The organism is Pseudomonas sp. JQ36 (assembly GCF_053851495.1).
Window position 1 is genome coordinate 2,516,052 of record NZ_CM132642.1, and the last position, 15,508, is coordinate 2,531,559.

Consider the following 15,508-nt stretch of genomic DNA (forward strand, 5'->3'; position numbering starts at 1 on the left):
TCACCTTGCCGAGGTGTAGGGACTTAAAGGCAAATGAACAGATTTATTTTTCGACCGGCTCCCCTTTCGATTCAAAAGGGATTGAAAATAAACTCGTCGCCCTTTTACTTCATTTCAATCAACGACCAGTTGAAAACTCTATAACAGGCGAAGCATCTAGTAAAGCCTACTACATATTTTGAGCAATCTAAAATGTGGACATCATCAATATCGAACAAAAAACAGTGGACGTCTATTTTCGGAAAAACATATTCCCCCTCAAGCATGCGTACGTCATACGTAATGCTGGACGGAAACTCTATATGCATAAAATTATCCAGAAAAATAGAGCAAGCAGCCCCTAAAAAGTGGCTGGCAAAGAATTACAACGAGTATGAGTTTCAGCTCTACATAGTAGACATAGAAATTTTAATGTAGAGAACTCAACTTCAGCGGCACCACCACCTTAACAATCGAGGGAAAATCCTCAGACTACAAAGTCACAATTAAATTTGAAAATAGCTGTATAACCACATGCCAAGCAAAAAATATTAATATAGCCAATATTACGGCATACAATAATGACGGCGCAGTGTAGCGCAATGCGCTCACTGACACTTTTATAGACAGTGTGCATTCAGACACTACCGACGATCTCGGGAAAAGATCACAGTTTCTTATTACATAGATGTGATTATCTTACAACCTAAACGCTTTCATAAATCTGGCTCGTGAGCTTCTTAGCTCTATGCAGAAACCATACCCATTACTTTGCGGCCTTTCAGTTTACATGAGCACCCATGAATAAACATCAAATCACACTCGCCAACAACTGGACCGCCACCTTCGAAAACAACGGTGAATTCCGCATGGGAGCCGAAGGCTGGAGCTTGCTCCTGCAAGGGCCTGACGGCAGAAATATCAAATACTTTTCGGACAAGGTCATATTGGTCAACGATGACGACGGCACCCAGGCTAATTCGTGCATTCGTCTATCCAGCGACGGTGTCTACGGTTATTTGAGCACAGCCGTTGACAGCTGCTGGGTGATCGATTTCTCGCGGTGCATGATCGCCCCGCACCGAGTGAGCATCCATCACTACCATGACGCCTATGACGAAAGCGTGGCAGCTTACGAACAACCGGCCTTCAAGCGTGCGAGGCAATATATCAGTGTGGTTGGAAGGTACGTCTATCTGACCTTCCCGCTGACCAAAGATGAAGACTTCCCCAAGGTATGGGAAGAGTATCTGTCCATACGCAAACGCCAACTGGATGAGCTTTATTTCAGAAACTGACCAGTGGGCGCCAATATCATGTTGCTATTGGCGCGCCCTACCCGATCAACTCGTCCGCCACCTCATACTTAACCACCACCCGATTCCGATACAACCTCACCCTCTCCACCAACTCCCCCACCTGCCCCTTCTCCCGCAACTCCCGCCAGATCTCATTCTCCCGATACACCCGCTCTCCCTCCCGAACAAACCGGTGCCCTTCCTGAAACACGTGATATCGATACGCCCGCGCCTGATCGCACAGTAACTCACCCTCCAACTGCGTCTCCCCCACGTTCAACTTCAACTGAAAAGTCCGATCCGTCGGGTTATGCAGTATCAAATCAACGTAGTTGTAGAAAATCGCCGCGCCGGAACCGAATGGCAGTACTCGCCCTTCGTCCGGGAATGGGTCGAAGCTGTGGTTGGAGCGCTCGATCACGACCAGCGGTGAGTGAATCGCCATCCAGTGGATCAGGTTGCTCAGTTGGCAGATTCCGCCGCCGATACCGCGTCGCGCTTCGCCGAAGGACAGTTCCATGCCTTCGACGTAGCCGCGTTTGCGGGTTGGGCGGCCGACGAGGCGGCAGAAGGAGAAGTGTTCGCCGGGGGCGATGATGAGGCCGTCGATGGCGGCGACGGCGAGTTTGAGGTTGATGACTTTGTTGTGTTGCAGGGCGAGGTCGGAGTCGCCGAGTTTGCGGATGAGTTTCGAGGTGTGTTTCAGGTAGCGGAATGGCAGACGGTCAGCGCCGGCAACCAGGCGTGCGTAGCGTTTGCTGGAGCAACGCCAGGCGATCTGGCGGAACAGTCTTTTTTGCCACACGCGCAGCCAGTACAGGGCCGGGTGGTAGAGGGAAAGTGGTTTCATCCGTGAGGCAACGGCAGGCGCCGTTTTGTCCTTGAAGCGTGTTAGGGGCGCGCAGTTTAGCCTGTGGGACGGCTTGCGTCGTGCGCGAGATGTCGTGTCTCGACACACTTCGAATGACTTGCTGAACGGCGAATTAAGCTTCAACTAAGCTTGCGTCGCTAGCATCCCGGCCCGAGAGATACCTGTCGCCGATCAACCGCGGATGAGCTTCCAGAATGAGCCAGTTTGATTTACCAGCCGTTACGCAGCCGAATTTCAGTCTTGTATTGGTAAATTACAAAACCCCGGACATCACCCGGATGTGCCTGGAGTTGTTGCGCCAGCATGTTCAGGAACAGCGCATTCCGGTTTGGGTGGTGGACAATGATTCGGCGGATGCCAGCCTGGATTACTTGCGTTCGCTGGACTGGATCAATCTGATCGAACGTCCCTCCCCCGGCAAAGAAGCCGGGCATATTGCGCATGGCAAGGCGCTGGATCTGGCGCTGGAAAAAGTTGAAACCGACTATCTGTTTCTGCTGCACACCGACACCTTTGTCTACGACAAGGAGGTCTTCGCGATGATGCTGCGTGAGTGTACAAAGTCTGCGGATATCGCCGCAGTCGGGTGTGTCGAGCAAATCAATCGTGGGATAGTCAGAGACACCTGGCGACTAACTTCGCGGTTTTGCAAACACTATATTCGCCGGGCGAAAACTGCGTTGGGTTTGCGCAGCAAAGAGCCGAAACCTTATCGGGAAACTCATCTCAAAAGTTTTTGCACCTTGTGGAACGCCAAGTTGATGAAGTCCCAGGGACTGCACTTTTGCATGGATGACCGAGTGCCCGGTTATACCCTGCAGGATCGAATGGTGGGTCTGGGTTACGGCATCAAGCTGCTGTCACCGCGCAAGATTTTCCGCTACCTGGATCACATCCAGGCAGGAACCGTCGCCGCTGCCGGCACCTACGGCAAAAACCACCGCCGCACCAGGATGTATGAAGCCACCCTCAAACGCTTTGAGGAGCAGGCATCGGTATAATCGCGAACACAAAAAAGGGCGACTGCAAAGTCGCCCTTTTTTTATCTGAAATTGTATACATCCGCTCCGAAGAGGTGTTCGCCCAGTGTAATGGCCTGGCAATCCATGCACCGGTAAAGAGCCCTGACACTGGGCGAACGGGAAGGATTTTAATAGAAGTTGGCGGATATGTCGTCATACCCAAAGGTAAATTTAATGTACGAAGAAGTTAATAGATATTTATCGACGAAATCCTTTCATGAAACTTTCAAAGCACGGCTCAAATCGTTTCAGATGATTGTTCTCATACAATAATCTGTACAAGAACAATCATCTTGTAGAGTTAATGCTCAGCTTTCATGCTGACTGGTCACTTTTAATACATCGGTATAAGTGACAACTACGCTTTGACCGACTTTCAGATCTTTCAGCCTGGCTTGAATTTCAGGCTTTTGCACGTCGAGGGTTTTCGACTTACCTTGAGGGTTTTCCAGGGTCACCTGATTATTCTTCAAATCAATTTTGGTGATTTTCAGTTGCACCTGAATCTGGCGATAAGCAGCCCCGCCCGGGTTTTCAGTGCCCGGAGCGTTGCGCAGCTCGCCGCTGCGCTCGACGGTGCCAGGCAGACCTTTATCCACATCGGTATCGAGGTAAGCCGCCACCGAGCGTTCCACTTCGACTTTTACCTGGTCGCCAACCCTTAGATTGGCGAGGTTTTTCGCCTGGTCGCTCAGTTGAACGTGGACCTGTTGACCTTCGGCACCTTCAAGCACGACCTGATGTTTGGCCGCATCGACAGCCAGCACTTTGGTGGTGACCTGATCGGCCAGGACAGTGGCGGACAGCGGAATATCCGCCGCCATGGCGCCGAAGCTGGTGGCGGACAGAACGGTTGCGAGAGTGATGGCCTTGGCCAGAGCGTGGAGCTTCATAAGCGGTACTTTCCCTGTAATGAATGGCAGCAACCGGCGCCCACGCGTGGTAGGCGCCGACTGTGCCACTGAGCATAGACGCTGTTCAGGGCTTGGCTTTCGTTTCAGCCGCAGCGGTCTCCTGCGCAGTGGACTCGCCACTCGCGGTGCCCTTGCCGCTGTCTTTGCGCTGTTTGGGGTCGGTTGGGCGCAGGGCGTCGTTGTCGCGCTCAGTTTCTCCCGGGGGCCGGGGTTCGTCGGGGTGTTCGCTGGGGGATACGGGTTTCATGGCGGGGCTCCTCAGGCTTCAGGGTCATCCAGTTCATTGGTAACGTTCACGGCTGGCGAATCCTTGTGCAGATCGTCGGCCTTGGCGCGCAGGATCTGCCACTGCTCCAGATCGATCGCGCCCTGGCCGAGCAGATCGTCGGCGATGCGCTGCAGGTCGAAATAGTGAGCGTCGGGGGACTGCTGCCAGTAGGTCTGGTCGTCGAACAGGCGCTGCCAAGTGGTGAGGTCTGGGGGTTGCAGGTCGTCGCTCATGGGCGGGGTCCTCGCCGGGGTCTCGGAAATAGGCCGGGATTGATCGGTAGAGGGCGGTAGACGGGGCGGAGTTCCGGGCAATTGCTCTGTGGGTGACTGTACCGGCGCTTTCGCGAGCAAGCCCGCTCCCACGGGTTTTGCGTGTGAGCGTCAGTACCCGGTCATTTCCAGATAGCCGCGCCCGCCATGGCTGCCGGCGATCCGCACCGGCCCTTCCCAGTAAGGGATGCGCAGGTCCATCCAGGCCTTGGGATTGAGCGCGTCGAGGCTGATGTCGAGGTGTTTGTCGGGAATGCTGATCGACCAGCGTACCGGCATCTGGCGGCCGGCGACTTTGGCGGTGTCTTGAGGGGTAAGTTTGATTTGCTCGCCGTGCAGGGTTTCGGTCTGGCCGTTGGCGCTGATCCAGGTGCCGGTCAGAAACGGCGCGCCGTCGGTTTGCCGGGTGCGAAACAGCATCAGCGATTCGCCGCTGTCCAGGTGCAGGGAAAACCAGTCCCACCCGGTCTGATTGGCCGCCAGCGGCTGACTGCTCCATTCACGGTCCAGCCACGCCGGGCCGCTGACGGTGTAGGTCTGGCCGTCGATTTGCAGGGTGCCGCTGGCCTGAAAGAACGGCTGACTGTAGTAATACGAGGCCTGGCCCTGTTCGGATTTGCGGCTGAAACCGTTGTCACCCTGCAACACCAGCGGCCGACTGGAGGTGAGGTGCAGTTGATAGCTGAAAGCTTTGTCGCTGGCACTGAGTTGCAGATCGGTCAGCGGATCCTGCGCCTGACTGGCGAAACGCCAATCATCGATCCACGCCTCGAATGGCGCCACGTTCACCCCGGCCTGCCCCACTCCGCCCCGGGCATAGCGCTCTGCGGCATGGTGCGCGGTGGCCGACGTCACGGCGGCATGGCCGAGCCAGATTGTCTGGTTGGCCCAGCCCGGTTGCTCTGCCGCAGGCTTTAACGCACTGCGAAACAGCGTCCATTGCACACCGAAATCGTGACCCTGCCGGTCCTTGAGATTGGCGGTGACATACCACCACTCGATACGAAAACCATCATGCGCGCCGTGATCCGCCGGGAAGCTGAACTCTCGCCCCGACACCACGGCGGTGAACTGCGCAGCCTGATCGCCAAGCCCGGCGAAGCCCTTTTGCTCAGGCACAGACTGATCGCAACCGCCCAAGAGCAGCAGCGCGAACAGCAGCGCAACCTGATTAGTCCTCATGGGCAAACGTCCTCAGCAGATCCGCCGGTTGCGTGCGGTACAACGAATACAGCGGCCATGCCGAGGCCAATAGCGTCGCCAGCAACGCCAGCCCGAGCAATTGCAAGAGTTGCAGCGGAAAGATCCGCAACGGCAAACGCCAACCAAATGCCTGCACGTTGATCACCGCATCCAGACACCACGCCAACGCGATCCCCAACGGCAACGCCAGCACCAGCGTCAACACCGCCAGCAGCCAGGTCTGGCCGAGGTTGAGCAGCATCAATTGGCGGCGCGTCACGCCCAAGGCCCACAGCGGCGCCAGTTGCCCGAGGCGGCTCTGGCTCTGGGTCAGCAGGCTGATGAACAGCGCCACACCGGCCACCGCCAAAGTCAGGCTGTTCAGCGCGGCAGTGGCGGCGAAGGTGCGCTCGAACACTTGCACCGACCACCCCTTGAGCCGCGCCTGATCGACGATGCGGCTGTCATCGAGTTGAAAGTGCGTTTGCAGTGCGCGCAAAAACGGCGGGATGTCGGGCGGTGCGATGCGCAAGTTGAATCGGTTCGGTGTCAGTGATGGCCACAACCGCAGCAGATGATTGCTGTTGATCAGCACGTGGCCCTTGGGATTGCCGTAGTCGGCGTAGATCCCGACGATCCGCGGCGACCACGCTCCACTTGGGGTCGGCAGACTCAGATGTTCACCCGCGCGCACCTTCAAGCGCCGCGCCAGTTGTTCGCTGAGCATCACCGCGTCGTCATTTGCCAGATGCGCCCACGGATCTCCGGCGATCGCCTCGAGCAACGGCCAGTGCTGCCGGTAATACGGATGATCGATCACCCCGAACACATCCGCCGGCCAGCCTTGCAGGGTCACCGCGACTTGCCAGTTGGGCAGCACCGCGCTGACGTTCGGCTGTTGCTTGAGCCAGGCGTACATCTCGCGCGATTGCGCCGGATTGACCGGGTTGAGGTACAGCTCGGCACTGAGGCGTTGTTCGAGCCAGTCGTCGAAGGTCTGGCGAAAACCGGCGGTCATGCTGCCCGCGCCGATATTGGCCGACAGCGCCAGCAGCAACGCCATCAGCGCCAGACTGAGTGCCGGCAGTTGCTGGCGGCAGTCGGCGAGAAACCACTGACCGAGCACCGAGCGACTACGCCCGAGCAACGGATTGAGCACCGCGCTGAGCACTACCGGCAACGCCAGCGCGGCGCCGAGCAGCAACCCGGCCATCAACACAAAACCACTGCTCAGGCTGTCACCGAACAGCAACGCCAGCAGCGCGATCAGTCCCAACACCGCCGCCAGCCAACCCTGACGGCGCAACCAGCGCGCATGTTGCTGATGCCAGGCCTGCGGATCCGCCACCGCCAACAGCGGCAAGCGTGCCGCACGCAAAAGACTGTTGGCACCGGCCAGCAACGCGCCGAACAGGCTCAAACCGATACCGCTGAACCACCACCAAGGGCTCAGGCGCAACTGCCCCGCCACTTCCGCGCCGTACAGACCGCGCAGGCTGGCGGCGACATCCGGCAGCAACACGCTCGCCAGCCAATAACCGCTGATGACCCCGAACACCCCGCCAACCAACGCCAGCACACCGAGTTCGACCACCAGACAGCCGATCAGCATCCGCGCACTGACCCCGCAGGCACGCAACGTGCGCAACAGACCACGACGCTGTTCCAGCGCCAGACCGATGGCCGCGTGCACGATGAACAGCCCGACCAGAAACGAGAGAAAGCCCAAGGCATCCAGGTTGAGGTGAAAGCTCTCGGTCAGGCGCGTCAGATTGTTTTCCTCGGCGCTGCTTTTGAGCTGCAGCCGGCCATTGAACGCGGCCGGCAGCTCGGCATGAAAATCCTTCGGCAGTAACAAGCGCGATAATTGTCCGGGCTGTTCGAGCACGGTTTGTGCGACACCGATGTCCACCAGCAACACGCCCGGCGCCATGTCCTGTTGCGCGTGCAGCGGCGGCAGTGTCTGGCCGTTGACGGTTTGCGGCGTGGCGCCTTCGGTCAAGCCAAGGGCCTGCAGGGTTTCCGGTGAAATCCAGGTGCTGCCCGGCGGCGAGAAGAACGCGACGATGCGCTCGATCGGCATCGCCTGTCCGGCCACCGCAGCGTCCGTGGGCAGCGACACCGGTTCGATGCCCATCAGTTGCAGCCGCTGGTCCGGGTGATCCTTGAGAACCAAACGGCCTTGCAACAGCGGCGACACCGGCCAGCCTGCGCGGCGCAGATCGACAAACCACTGCTGACTGAAGGTCGCACCGCTCGGTGTGGCCAGACTGGCCTGGGGTTCACCGCCGATCATCTGACTGGCCCGGGCATAACTGTCGCGGGCCTGACTGTTCAGTGCCTCGACCCCGGTCAGCAGACTGGTCGCCAGCCACAACCCGGTCAGCACACTGAAAAACTGCACCGGATGCCGCCGCCAGTGGCTGAGCAGCGCGCGCAGGGTTTGCCAGAACACGTTCACGTCAGGCGACCGTTGGACAACTCCACCCGTTGCGCCAGCCGCGCCGCCACGCGTGGGCTGTGCGTGACCATCAGCAGCGTGGTCGGCGTGTCGTCGAGCAGCTCCAGCAACAGGCGCAGCACTTCATCACTGGTGGCTTCGTCGAGGCTGCCGGTGGGTTCGTCGGCCAGCAGCAATTTCGGCCGTGAGGCCAAGGCCCGGGCCAGCGCCACCCGCTGTTGCTGACCGCCGGAAAGTTGTTCGGGATAACGCTTGAGCAAATCGCCCAACCCCAGACGCTGCACCAGATGCGCCTGCCAGCGCGGTTCATGGCGCCCGGCCAGACGCGCCTGAAACGCCAGATTATCCTCGACCCGCAGACTGCCGATCAGGTTGAACTGCTGGAACACCAGACCGATTTCAGTGCGGCGCCAGTCGGCCAGTTGCGCTTCGTTCATCCGCTCCAGCCGATGCTCGCCGCTGTGGATGCTGCCGCGATCAACCTTGTCGAGGCCGGCGATCAGGTGCAGCAAGGTGCTTTTGCCGCTGCCGGATTCGCCCATCAGCGCCAGACTGCTGCCGGCTTCGAGCGTCAGGTCGACGCCTTGCAGTACCGGGAGCGGGCCTTGGGGAGTGAGGTAACTTTTGAACACGCCTTGAACCTGAAGCATGAGCCAACCTGATCGATGAACCTGGCCCCAAGGATAGCGGCCCTGAATGGTTTTTGTCCGTTGACGATCATCGTCGCGCCAGACCAGCGCCCTACCCTCCGGGACGGATCCCCCATAACGATAAAAACCGGAGACACCATGCCCCGTTTCATATTGAGCCCCCGTGGCCTGCTCGCCTGCCTGATCACCGCATGCCTGAGCCAATCGGCGATGGCCGCCAACGCGCCTGTTGCCCCCAGCGCCCAGACCATCGCCAGTAATGCTGCCGTCCTGCAACAGCTGCCCTTCAGCGATCGCACCGATTATGAGTCAGTCAGCAAAGGCCTGATTGCGCCATTCAAGGGCCAGGTCAAGGACGCTGCCGGCAAGGTGATCTGGGACGTGCAGGCCTATGATTTCCTCGATAAGGATCAGGCGCCGGAGTCGGTCAACCCGAGCCTGTGGCGCCTGGCCCAACTGAGTGCCCACGCCGGTCTGTTCGAGGTCAGCCCCAGGCTCTATCAGGTGCGCGGTCTGGACCTGGCGAACATGACCATCATCGAAGGTGATGACGGGCTGATCATCATCGACCCGCTGACCATGGCTGAAACCGCCAGGGCGGCGCTGGATCTGTACTACGCCAACCGCCCGCGCAAGCCAGTGGTGGCGGTGATTTACAGCCATACCCACCTCGACCATTTTGGTGGCGTGCGCGGAGTCATCGACGAGGCCGACGTCAAGGCCGGCAAGGTCAAGGTGTTCGCCCCGGCCGGGTTCATGGAACACGTGATGAGCGAGAACGTCTACGCCGGCAACGCCATGAGCCGCCGTGCGCAGTACCAGTTCGGCAGCCTGTTGCCGCGCGGTGAACAGGGTCAGGTCGACGCCGGGCTGGGCAAGAGCACGCCTTCTGGCGGCACGATTACCCTGATCGCGCCCACCGATCTGATCGCCAAGGAACTGGAAACCCGTACCATCGCCGGCGTGCAAGTCGAATTTCAGCTGACGCCCGGCACCGAAGCCCCGGCGGAAATGAACCTGTATCTGCCCGAACTGAAAGCCTTGTGCATGGCCGAAAACGCCACGCAAATGATGCACAACATCCTCACGCCACGTGGCGCGCAGGTGCGCGATGCCAAAGCCTGGTCGCAATACCTGGACGACAGTCTGGCGCGCTATGGCGACAAGGCAGATGTGCTGTTTGCCCAGCACAACTGGCCGACCTGGGGTGGCGAACGGATCCGCACATTCCTCGCCGATCAGCGCGACATGTATGCATTTCTCAACGACCGGACCCTGCATCTGCTGAATCAGGGCCTGACCCCGCTGGAAATCGCCGACGCCATAAAGCAACTGCCGGGTTCGCTGGATCAGAAGTGGTACACCCGCGGCTACTACGGCTCGCTGAGCTTCAACACCCGCGCGGTGTATCAGCGCTACATGGGTTTCTATGACGGCAACCCGGCCAACCTCAATCCGCTGCCACCGGCGGACACCGCCAAACGTACCGTCGAGGCCATGGGTGGCGGCGCGGCAGTGCTGGACAAAATGCGCGCGGCAATGGCCGCCGGTGACTATCGCTGGGCCGCACAATTGGGCAATCAGTTGCTGTTCGCCGAACCGGACAACGCCGACGCGCGAAAGGCTCAGGCCGAGTCCCTGGAGCAGTTGGGTTACCAGAGCGAGAACGCCACCTGGCGCAACATGTACCTGACCGGGGCCATGGAATTGCGCAATGGCGTGCCGGCACACGCCGGGACTTCGGTGTCGGTGGACATGGTGCGCGCGATGAGCCCGGAGATGTTCTTCGATTATCTGGCGGTTCGCCTGGACAGCGACAAGGCCGTCGGCCATGACCTGACACTGAACTGGACATTCGAGGATCAGAAGAAGGACTTCAATCTGACGTTGCGCAATGGTGTCCTGACGCACCGCGCCGGTCTCAATCCGGCGGCAGATGCGGGCATCAGTTTGAGCAAGGACACGCTGGAGAAGATCAGCCTCAAGCAACTGGATTTCCCGACCGCAATGCAGAAAGGACTGATCAAGTTGCAGGGTAACGGCAAGAAGTTCGCCGAGTTGATGGGCAGCCTCGATACGTTCGGGCCACAGTTCAACATCGTCACCCCTTAAACCGCGTCACGCCCTTCGCGAGCAAGCTCGCTCCCACAGAGTTGCGCGGCACCCTGTGGGAGCAAGCTTGCTCGCGAAAGCACTCCCACAGCATTGCGCTGCCCCCAGTGGGAGCGAGCTTGCTCGCGAAGGCGCTCCCACAGCATTGCGCTGCCCCCTGTGGGTGCGAGCCTGCTCGCGAAGGCGCTCCCACTGCATTGCGCTGCACCCTGTGGGAGCGGGCTTGCTCGCGAAGGCGTCGGTCCAGACTACACAGAAACCACTTCAACCACCGGCATCCGCCAGCGCTGTTCAATCACATCCCGCGTCGGCCCATACAACCGCAAGATCAGCGTAAACGCCCCGCTCTGTGGCGTCGGCAGCCAATTGCTCGACACCCTCTGTTCAGGCGCCCCACTCTGCATCATTAACGTCAGGCCGCCATCGTTATCCGCCTGCAATACATCGCGACTGCTCAGGCAATAACGATCGATCGCGTTCGCCACCAGTTGCCGATCGGGCAAGTCATACAACGTCAGTGACCAGAACTCACTGGCTGGCGGCAACTGTCCCGGAGCGAAGCGCAGACGATAACGTCGTCCGCCCTGCAACGGTTGTCCCTGATTATCCAGACGGGCGCCGGTGTAGAACGCCTCCTCGACGCTGTTGCCGTAGATCCCGATGTTGGCGGCCACCGCCCGATTGAGGTCATTGCCGTGCATCGCTTCACGGTTGCCGAACAACCCGAGCGTGGTGCGGGTCTTGCCCACCGCCTCCTGCAGTTGAGCTTGCGCCTGCCGGATACCGGCGAGCAGCGCCTGCTGCGCCTCGGCAGGCAGCGTGGCGAAATCGAACGCCTGTCCCGGGACGATGCCGATTCGCGCAAAACGCTCGCGCAACCCTTGCTCCGCAGACGGCATCGGACACAGCGTCAGGATCTGGTTGAGCACGCTAATAAACGCCGGCCCCAGCCCGGTCTTGCTATCCCACGCCGGCCAGGCAATCGCCGGCGCCGCGACAGGTGCGGCGCTGCCGGTGTATTCATGCAAACCACGCAAGCGGTACTGCGCCTGCAACGCACGCACGGCGGGCATGTCATCAGCGTTCTTCAGGCCCGTGCGGCCAAGGATCATGACGATCTCGGTTTCGCTGCGCAGCACGGCTTTGATTCCGTCCGGCACCACGCCCTGCCAGTGCGGCCCGGCGATCAGGTAATCGCCCGCTGCGCGACCGGTACTGAGCACACCGACGTAGCCAAAATTGTGGGTGTACTGATCGACCAGTTGATGCACGTAGTAGCGGTCCCGGGTTACCGCCGGAACGCTCAATACTTGCGGTTCGCTGCGCAGATCGAGCCAGGCCCAGGAGTACGGCGTGTCGTTGTTCGGTGTGACGATTTCGCGATTGGCCGGAGTGTAGAGCTGGCTGTAATGACGAAAGCGATTGAAGCCGCCGACGTATTCCGGCGCACTCGGATTGAACAGCTGTTTTTCCAGGGTCTGGTAGTGCATGAGCATCGGGTAGGCGTAAATCCATGCCTGCTGCGCAATCGCTTGCAACTCAGAGGGCTCGCCGGCCAGCAAGCAGCGCGGAACCATCAGACTGGCGCCCAGCAGCCCCATGCCACCGAGCACCGTGCGGCGGCTGTAAACAAAGCTCATGGCTCGACCCTCGCAATGCTCGGCAACTGATAACGGCCATCCAGCGCCGGTTGTTTGGGCAGGTACAGCCGCAACAGCAGATTGAACGGACCTTGCGGAGTCGGCAGCCAATTGCCTTGTTGCGCCTGCGCCGGAGCATTCGGTTGCAGCAGCAGGGTCAAACCGCCATCGGCGTCGTATTGCAGATTTGCGCTGCGATCACCCAAGGCGTAACGCTGGATCGGATTGGCCGCGAGCAACTGGGTCTTGCCGTCGTACAGGGTCAGCGACCAGAACGCATTCACCGGCGGCAATTGTCCGGCCGGGAAGTGCAGGCGATAAGTGTGATGGCCATCGAGCAACTGACCTTCGGCATCGCGCAGGGCCATCGGGTAAACCGCTTCGGCTGCATCATTGGCATAGATGTAGCGCCAGGCCACGGCGGCGCGCGTCAGGTCATCATCGCCGAACTTGCCGACATTGGTTGGCGACGGCAACCAGCCTTGCTGCTCGCGAGCCAACTGACTGGACGCCACGCGCACCTGCTCACGGCCCGCCTCAGCACCGGCCGCCACCGCGTCACGCAGGGAGTCTGCCGGGGTAAACGGCGCTCCGGGGATCACACCAATGGCGGCGAAACGCGCCAGTCTGCTCTGCTCGCGGGTCGTCCATTCATGCAACGGCGCCAAGGCGTTGAAGGTTTCGAACAGCGTCTGCGCGGCGCCCTGTTTGGTGTCGTGATACGCCGGCAACTGCAGCGGCGGCAGTGGCGCCGGCGCGGTGCTGTCCAGCACTCGCGACAGAGGTTGCAAGGCGTAACCCGTGAGGACTTTTGCCGCTTGTTTCTGATCGCTCTCACCTTTGACTTCAGTGCGGCCGAGCAAAAACACCAGGCGGCTGGGTGAACGGATCACGCCGTTGAAACCGGCCGGGACTGCGCCCTTCCAGTCCGGCCCGGTAATCAGGTAGCGCCCGGCCTGATTGCCGGTGGCGCGCGTGCCAATGTAGTCAAGGTTGTCGGTGCGCAAGTCGACCAGTTGAAAGCTGTAGTAGCGCTCTTCAACCGCTGGCACCTCAAGCACCATCGGCTCGGCGCGCAGGTCGAGCAAGGCGCGGGAATAGAACGTGTCGTTGTTCGGCGACACCACTTTGTTGTCTTGCGGGCCGAGCAGACGCGGTTCGCTGTAGAGCCGGTTGAACGGCAGTTTGGCATTGATCGCGGTCAGCACCTTGTCGTGTTCGACAGTGGCATAAGCGAACACATACGCCTCTTGTGCCAGGGCTTTGGCCTGGTTTGCATCAAGGTCGGCGGCGTGCACGGTGCCCAGGCTGGTGCCGAGGGCAAGCGCGGAAATCCAGTGGCGCATAAAGATTCTCCTGAAGCAATAAATCCCCTGTGGGAGCGGGCTTGCTCGCGAAAGCGCTGTTTCAGGCGATGAATATCGCTGAACATGGCGACGCCTTCGCGAGCAAGCCCGCTCCCACATCGGGTTTTGCATGGCTGTTGAAAAATTACTTGGCCCAGCGCCGCAGATCCGACGGTGTGTAATCGTCGGTCTTCGCGGCAAACCCGACCCGCATCGGCTCGGTCTCTTCGTTGGTCAGACCGCCGGCGTAATAACGCCCGGCGATCAGGTCGTAGGAGGTCTCGAGCACGTTGTAGGTAAAGCCATGGTCGTATTGGGCAATCGCGTGCAGCTCACCGCTGCGCCACAGTTCGCCGCGACTGTCGTACTGGTCGGACTGGGCGATCTGCCAACTGTCCTCGTCCACATAAAACCGCCGCTTGCCGTAGATGTGCCGGGCATTGGGCTTGAGCGTGGCTTCCACCACCCACACCCGATGCTTCTCGTAACGCGCCAGATCCTGGTTGATGTGGTTGGGCTTGATCACCTCGTCGTACTTGAGCGAATGGCTGCCGATTTTGTAGCTGTTGTAGGGAATGAACAGCTCCTGCTTGCCGATCAGTTTCCAGTCGAAACGATCCGGCGCGCCGTTGTAGCCATCGATGTTGTCGGCGGTGATCAGGCCGTTGCTGTATCGCGCGCTGTTGTCATAGGCGAGCATCGGCGCACGCCGTACCCGGCGTTGGCCCGGCAAGTATTGCCAGGCTGAACGCGGCTCGGCGACCTGGTCGATCGGCTCGTGCACCAGCACCGCTTCGCCGGACAACCGCGCCGGTTCCAGTACCCGGCTCTTGAACAGAAACAGCGTGTTGGCATTGGGCTCAAGCCCGGAAACGGTCTCGGCAAAGTTGATCAGCGACTGATTGCGCACGTAGCTGGTGGCACCGTTTTCGCGCACCAGCGCCGCGCTGCTGATGCGCTCGTAACTGCCGCCGCGATAGCGGGTCATGTGGTTCCACATCACCTCCAGCCCTTCGGTCGGCAATGGAAACGGAATGCCCCGCGCATAGTCATGCAAACCGTTGCCACCGTCGGCCAGGCTGGTTTTCGCGACGTTGGTGCGGCTCTGCTCCAGGACATCCTTGGGCAGGTTGGCGCTGCGGTGGGTGGGGTAGATGTTCATCTTGTAGCTGTCGGGATAGCGCTTGAACAAGGCGATCTGCCCGGGGCTGAGAAACTTCTGGTACTGCGCGACGTTCTGCGCGGTGATGGTGAACAGCGGTTTTTCTGCCGCATACGGATCGCTGTAACTGCCCTTGCTGTCGACGGTGCCGGCGTTGCTCGCCAGGCCGCCGATCCAGGCCGGAATGGAACCGTCAGCGTTGGCCGCCATCTCCGAACCCATCGGCGTCAGCGTCTTGCCCAGCGGCGCCGGATCGTTACCTTTGGCCTGCGCCAGACCGACACTGCACGCCAGCGCGAGCACACACATTTGCATACGCATGATGATTCTC

At 59.9% G+C, this 15,508-nt stretch carries 13 protein-coding genes; 3 read left to right on the plus strand and 10 right to left on the minus strand.

The features are described 5' to 3' along the window. Window positions 1–779 precede the first annotated feature (779 nt). Window positions 780–1,277: a hypothetical protein gene (locus ACS4NR_RS11115; RefSeq protein WP_456020105.1), complete on the plus strand. Its 498-nt coding sequence runs from the start codon at window positions 780–782 to the stop codon at window positions 1,275–1,277. Window positions 1,278–1,314: 37 nt separating this feature from the next. On the opposite strand, the gene ACS4NR_RS11120 is transcribed toward ACS4NR_RS11115, so the two are convergent. Continuing rightward, complete coding sequence (locus ACS4NR_RS11120; protein WP_456020106.1) at window positions 1,315–2,127, minus strand: VanW family protein; 813 nt, start codon at window positions 2,125–2,127, stop codon at window positions 1,315–1,317. 215 nt (window positions 2,128–2,342) lie between these two features. Between ACS4NR_RS11120 and ACS4NR_RS11125 the strand changes: the two genes are divergently transcribed. Then, window positions 2,343–3,149, plus strand: a complete 807-nt coding sequence (locus ACS4NR_RS11125) for a glycosyltransferase family 2 protein (RefSeq protein WP_456020107.1) — start codon at window positions 2,343–2,345, stop codon at window positions 3,147–3,149. Window positions 3,150–3,478: 329 nt separating this feature from the next. Here the strand turns inward: ACS4NR_RS11125 and ACS4NR_RS11130 are convergent, their stop codons facing one another. The 6 genes from ACS4NR_RS11130 to ACS4NR_RS11155 all read right to left on the minus strand — a co-directional run bounded on the left by ACS4NR_RS11130 (window position 3,479) and on the right by ACS4NR_RS11155 (window position 8,917). Next, window positions 3,479–4,063 (minus strand): hypothetical protein, encoded by a 585-nt coding sequence (locus ACS4NR_RS11130; protein ID WP_095136646.1) that lies wholly within the window; start codon window positions 4,061–4,063, stop codon window positions 3,479–3,481. An 85-nt stretch (window positions 4,064–4,148) separates the two neighbouring features. Then, window positions 4,149–4,331: a hypothetical protein gene (locus tag ACS4NR_RS11135; RefSeq protein WP_007961361.1), complete on the minus strand. Its 183-nt coding sequence runs from the start codon at window positions 4,329–4,331 to the stop codon at window positions 4,149–4,151. An 11-nt stretch (window positions 4,332–4,342) separates the two neighbouring features. Further along, a complete protein-coding gene (locus tag ACS4NR_RS11140) occupies window positions 4,343–4,585 on the minus strand; it encodes a hypothetical protein (protein ID WP_448180124.1) in 243 nt (80 codons plus the stop codon). 150 nt (window positions 4,586–4,735) lie between these two features. Further along, window positions 4,736–5,806 carry a lipocalin-like domain-containing protein gene (locus tag ACS4NR_RS11145; protein WP_456020108.1) on the minus strand — a complete coding sequence of 357 codons (1,071 nt, stop codon included), beginning with the start codon at window positions 5,804–5,806 and terminating at the stop codon, window positions 4,736–4,738. Then, window positions 5,796–8,267 carry an ABC transporter permease gene (locus ACS4NR_RS11150; RefSeq protein WP_456020109.1) on the minus strand — a complete coding sequence of 824 codons (2,472 nt, stop codon included), beginning with the start codon at window positions 8,265–8,267 and terminating at the stop codon, window positions 5,796–5,798. The genes ACS4NR_RS11145 and ACS4NR_RS11150 overlap by 11 nt, the downstream gene beginning before the upstream one ends. Next, window positions 8,264–8,917, minus strand: coding sequence for an ABC transporter ATP-binding protein (locus ACS4NR_RS11155; protein ID WP_456020110.1), 654 nt, complete (start codon window positions 8,915–8,917; stop codon window positions 8,264–8,266). The genes ACS4NR_RS11150 and ACS4NR_RS11155 overlap by 4 nt, the downstream gene beginning before the upstream one ends. A gap of 138 nt (window positions 8,918–9,055) precedes the next feature. Between ACS4NR_RS11155 and ACS4NR_RS11160 the strand changes: the two genes are divergently transcribed. Beyond that, window positions 9,056–11,029: an alkyl/aryl-sulfatase gene (locus ACS4NR_RS11160; protein WP_456020111.1), complete on the plus strand. Its 1,974-nt coding sequence runs from the start codon at window positions 9,056–9,058 to the stop codon at window positions 11,027–11,029. 248 nt (window positions 11,030–11,277) lie between these two features. On the opposite strand, the gene ACS4NR_RS11165 is transcribed toward ACS4NR_RS11160, so the two are convergent. The 3 genes from ACS4NR_RS11165 to ACS4NR_RS11175 all read right to left on the minus strand — a co-directional run bounded on the left by ACS4NR_RS11165 (window position 11,278) and on the right by ACS4NR_RS11175 (window position 15,498). Further along, complete coding sequence (locus ACS4NR_RS11165; protein WP_456020112.1) at window positions 11,278–12,669, minus strand: DUF1254 domain-containing protein; 1,392 nt, start codon at window positions 12,667–12,669, stop codon at window positions 11,278–11,280. After that, window positions 12,666–14,015, minus strand: a complete 1,350-nt coding sequence (locus ACS4NR_RS11170) for a DUF1254 domain-containing protein (RefSeq protein WP_456020113.1) — start codon at window positions 14,013–14,015, stop codon at window positions 12,666–12,668. The genes ACS4NR_RS11165 and ACS4NR_RS11170 overlap by 4 nt, the downstream gene beginning before the upstream one ends. A gap of 145 nt (window positions 14,016–14,160) precedes the next feature. After that, the gene (locus ACS4NR_RS11175) at window positions 14,161–15,498 is read right to left on the minus strand and encodes a DUF1329 domain-containing protein (RefSeq protein WP_456020114.1); all 1,338 of its coding nucleotides are present in this window, start codon (window positions 15,496–15,498) and stop codon (window positions 14,161–14,163) included. Window positions 15,499–15,508 lie beyond the last annotated feature (10 nt).

Coding starts and splice junctions, on each gene's coding strand:
- ACS4NR_RS11115 (WP_456020105.1), top strand. CDS start 780: ATGAATAAACATCAAATCACACTCGCCAACAACTGGACCGCCACCTTC.
- ACS4NR_RS11120 (WP_456020106.1), bottom strand. CDS start 2,127: ATGAAACCACTTTCCCTCTACCACCCGGCCCTGTACTGGCTGCGCGTG.
- ACS4NR_RS11125 (WP_456020107.1), top strand. CDS start 2,343: ATGAGCCAGTTTGATTTACCAGCCGTTACGCAGCCGAATTTCAGTCTT.
- ACS4NR_RS11130 (WP_095136646.1), bottom strand. CDS start 4,063: ATGAAGCTCCACGCTCTGGCCAAGGCCATCACTCTCGCAACCGTTCTG.
- ACS4NR_RS11135 (WP_007961361.1), bottom strand. CDS start 4,331: ATGAAACCCGTATCCCCCAGCGAACACCCCGACGAACCCCGGCCCCCG.
- ACS4NR_RS11140 (WP_448180124.1), bottom strand. CDS start 4,585: ATGAGCGACGACCTGCAACCCCCAGACCTCACCACTTGGCAGCGCCTG.
- ACS4NR_RS11145 (WP_456020108.1), bottom strand. CDS start 5,806: ATGAGGACTAATCAGGTTGCGCTGCTGTTCGCGCTGCTGCTCTTGGGC.
- ACS4NR_RS11155 (WP_456020110.1), bottom strand. CDS start 8,917: ATGCTTCAGGTTCAAGGCGTGTTCAAAAGTTACCTCACTCCCCAAGGC.
- ACS4NR_RS11160 (WP_456020111.1), top strand. CDS start 9,056: ATGCCCCGTTTCATATTGAGCCCCCGTGGCCTGCTCGCCTGCCTGATC.
- ACS4NR_RS11165 (WP_456020112.1), bottom strand. CDS start 12,669: ATGAGCTTTGTTTACAGCCGCCGCACGGTGCTCGGTGGCATGGGGCTG.
- ACS4NR_RS11170 (WP_456020113.1), bottom strand. CDS start 14,015: ATGCGCCACTGGATTTCCGCGCTTGCCCTCGGCACCAGCCTGGGCACC.
- ACS4NR_RS11175 (WP_456020114.1), bottom strand. CDS start 15,498: ATGCGTATGCAAATGTGTGTGCTCGCGCTGGCGTGCAGTGTCGGTCTG.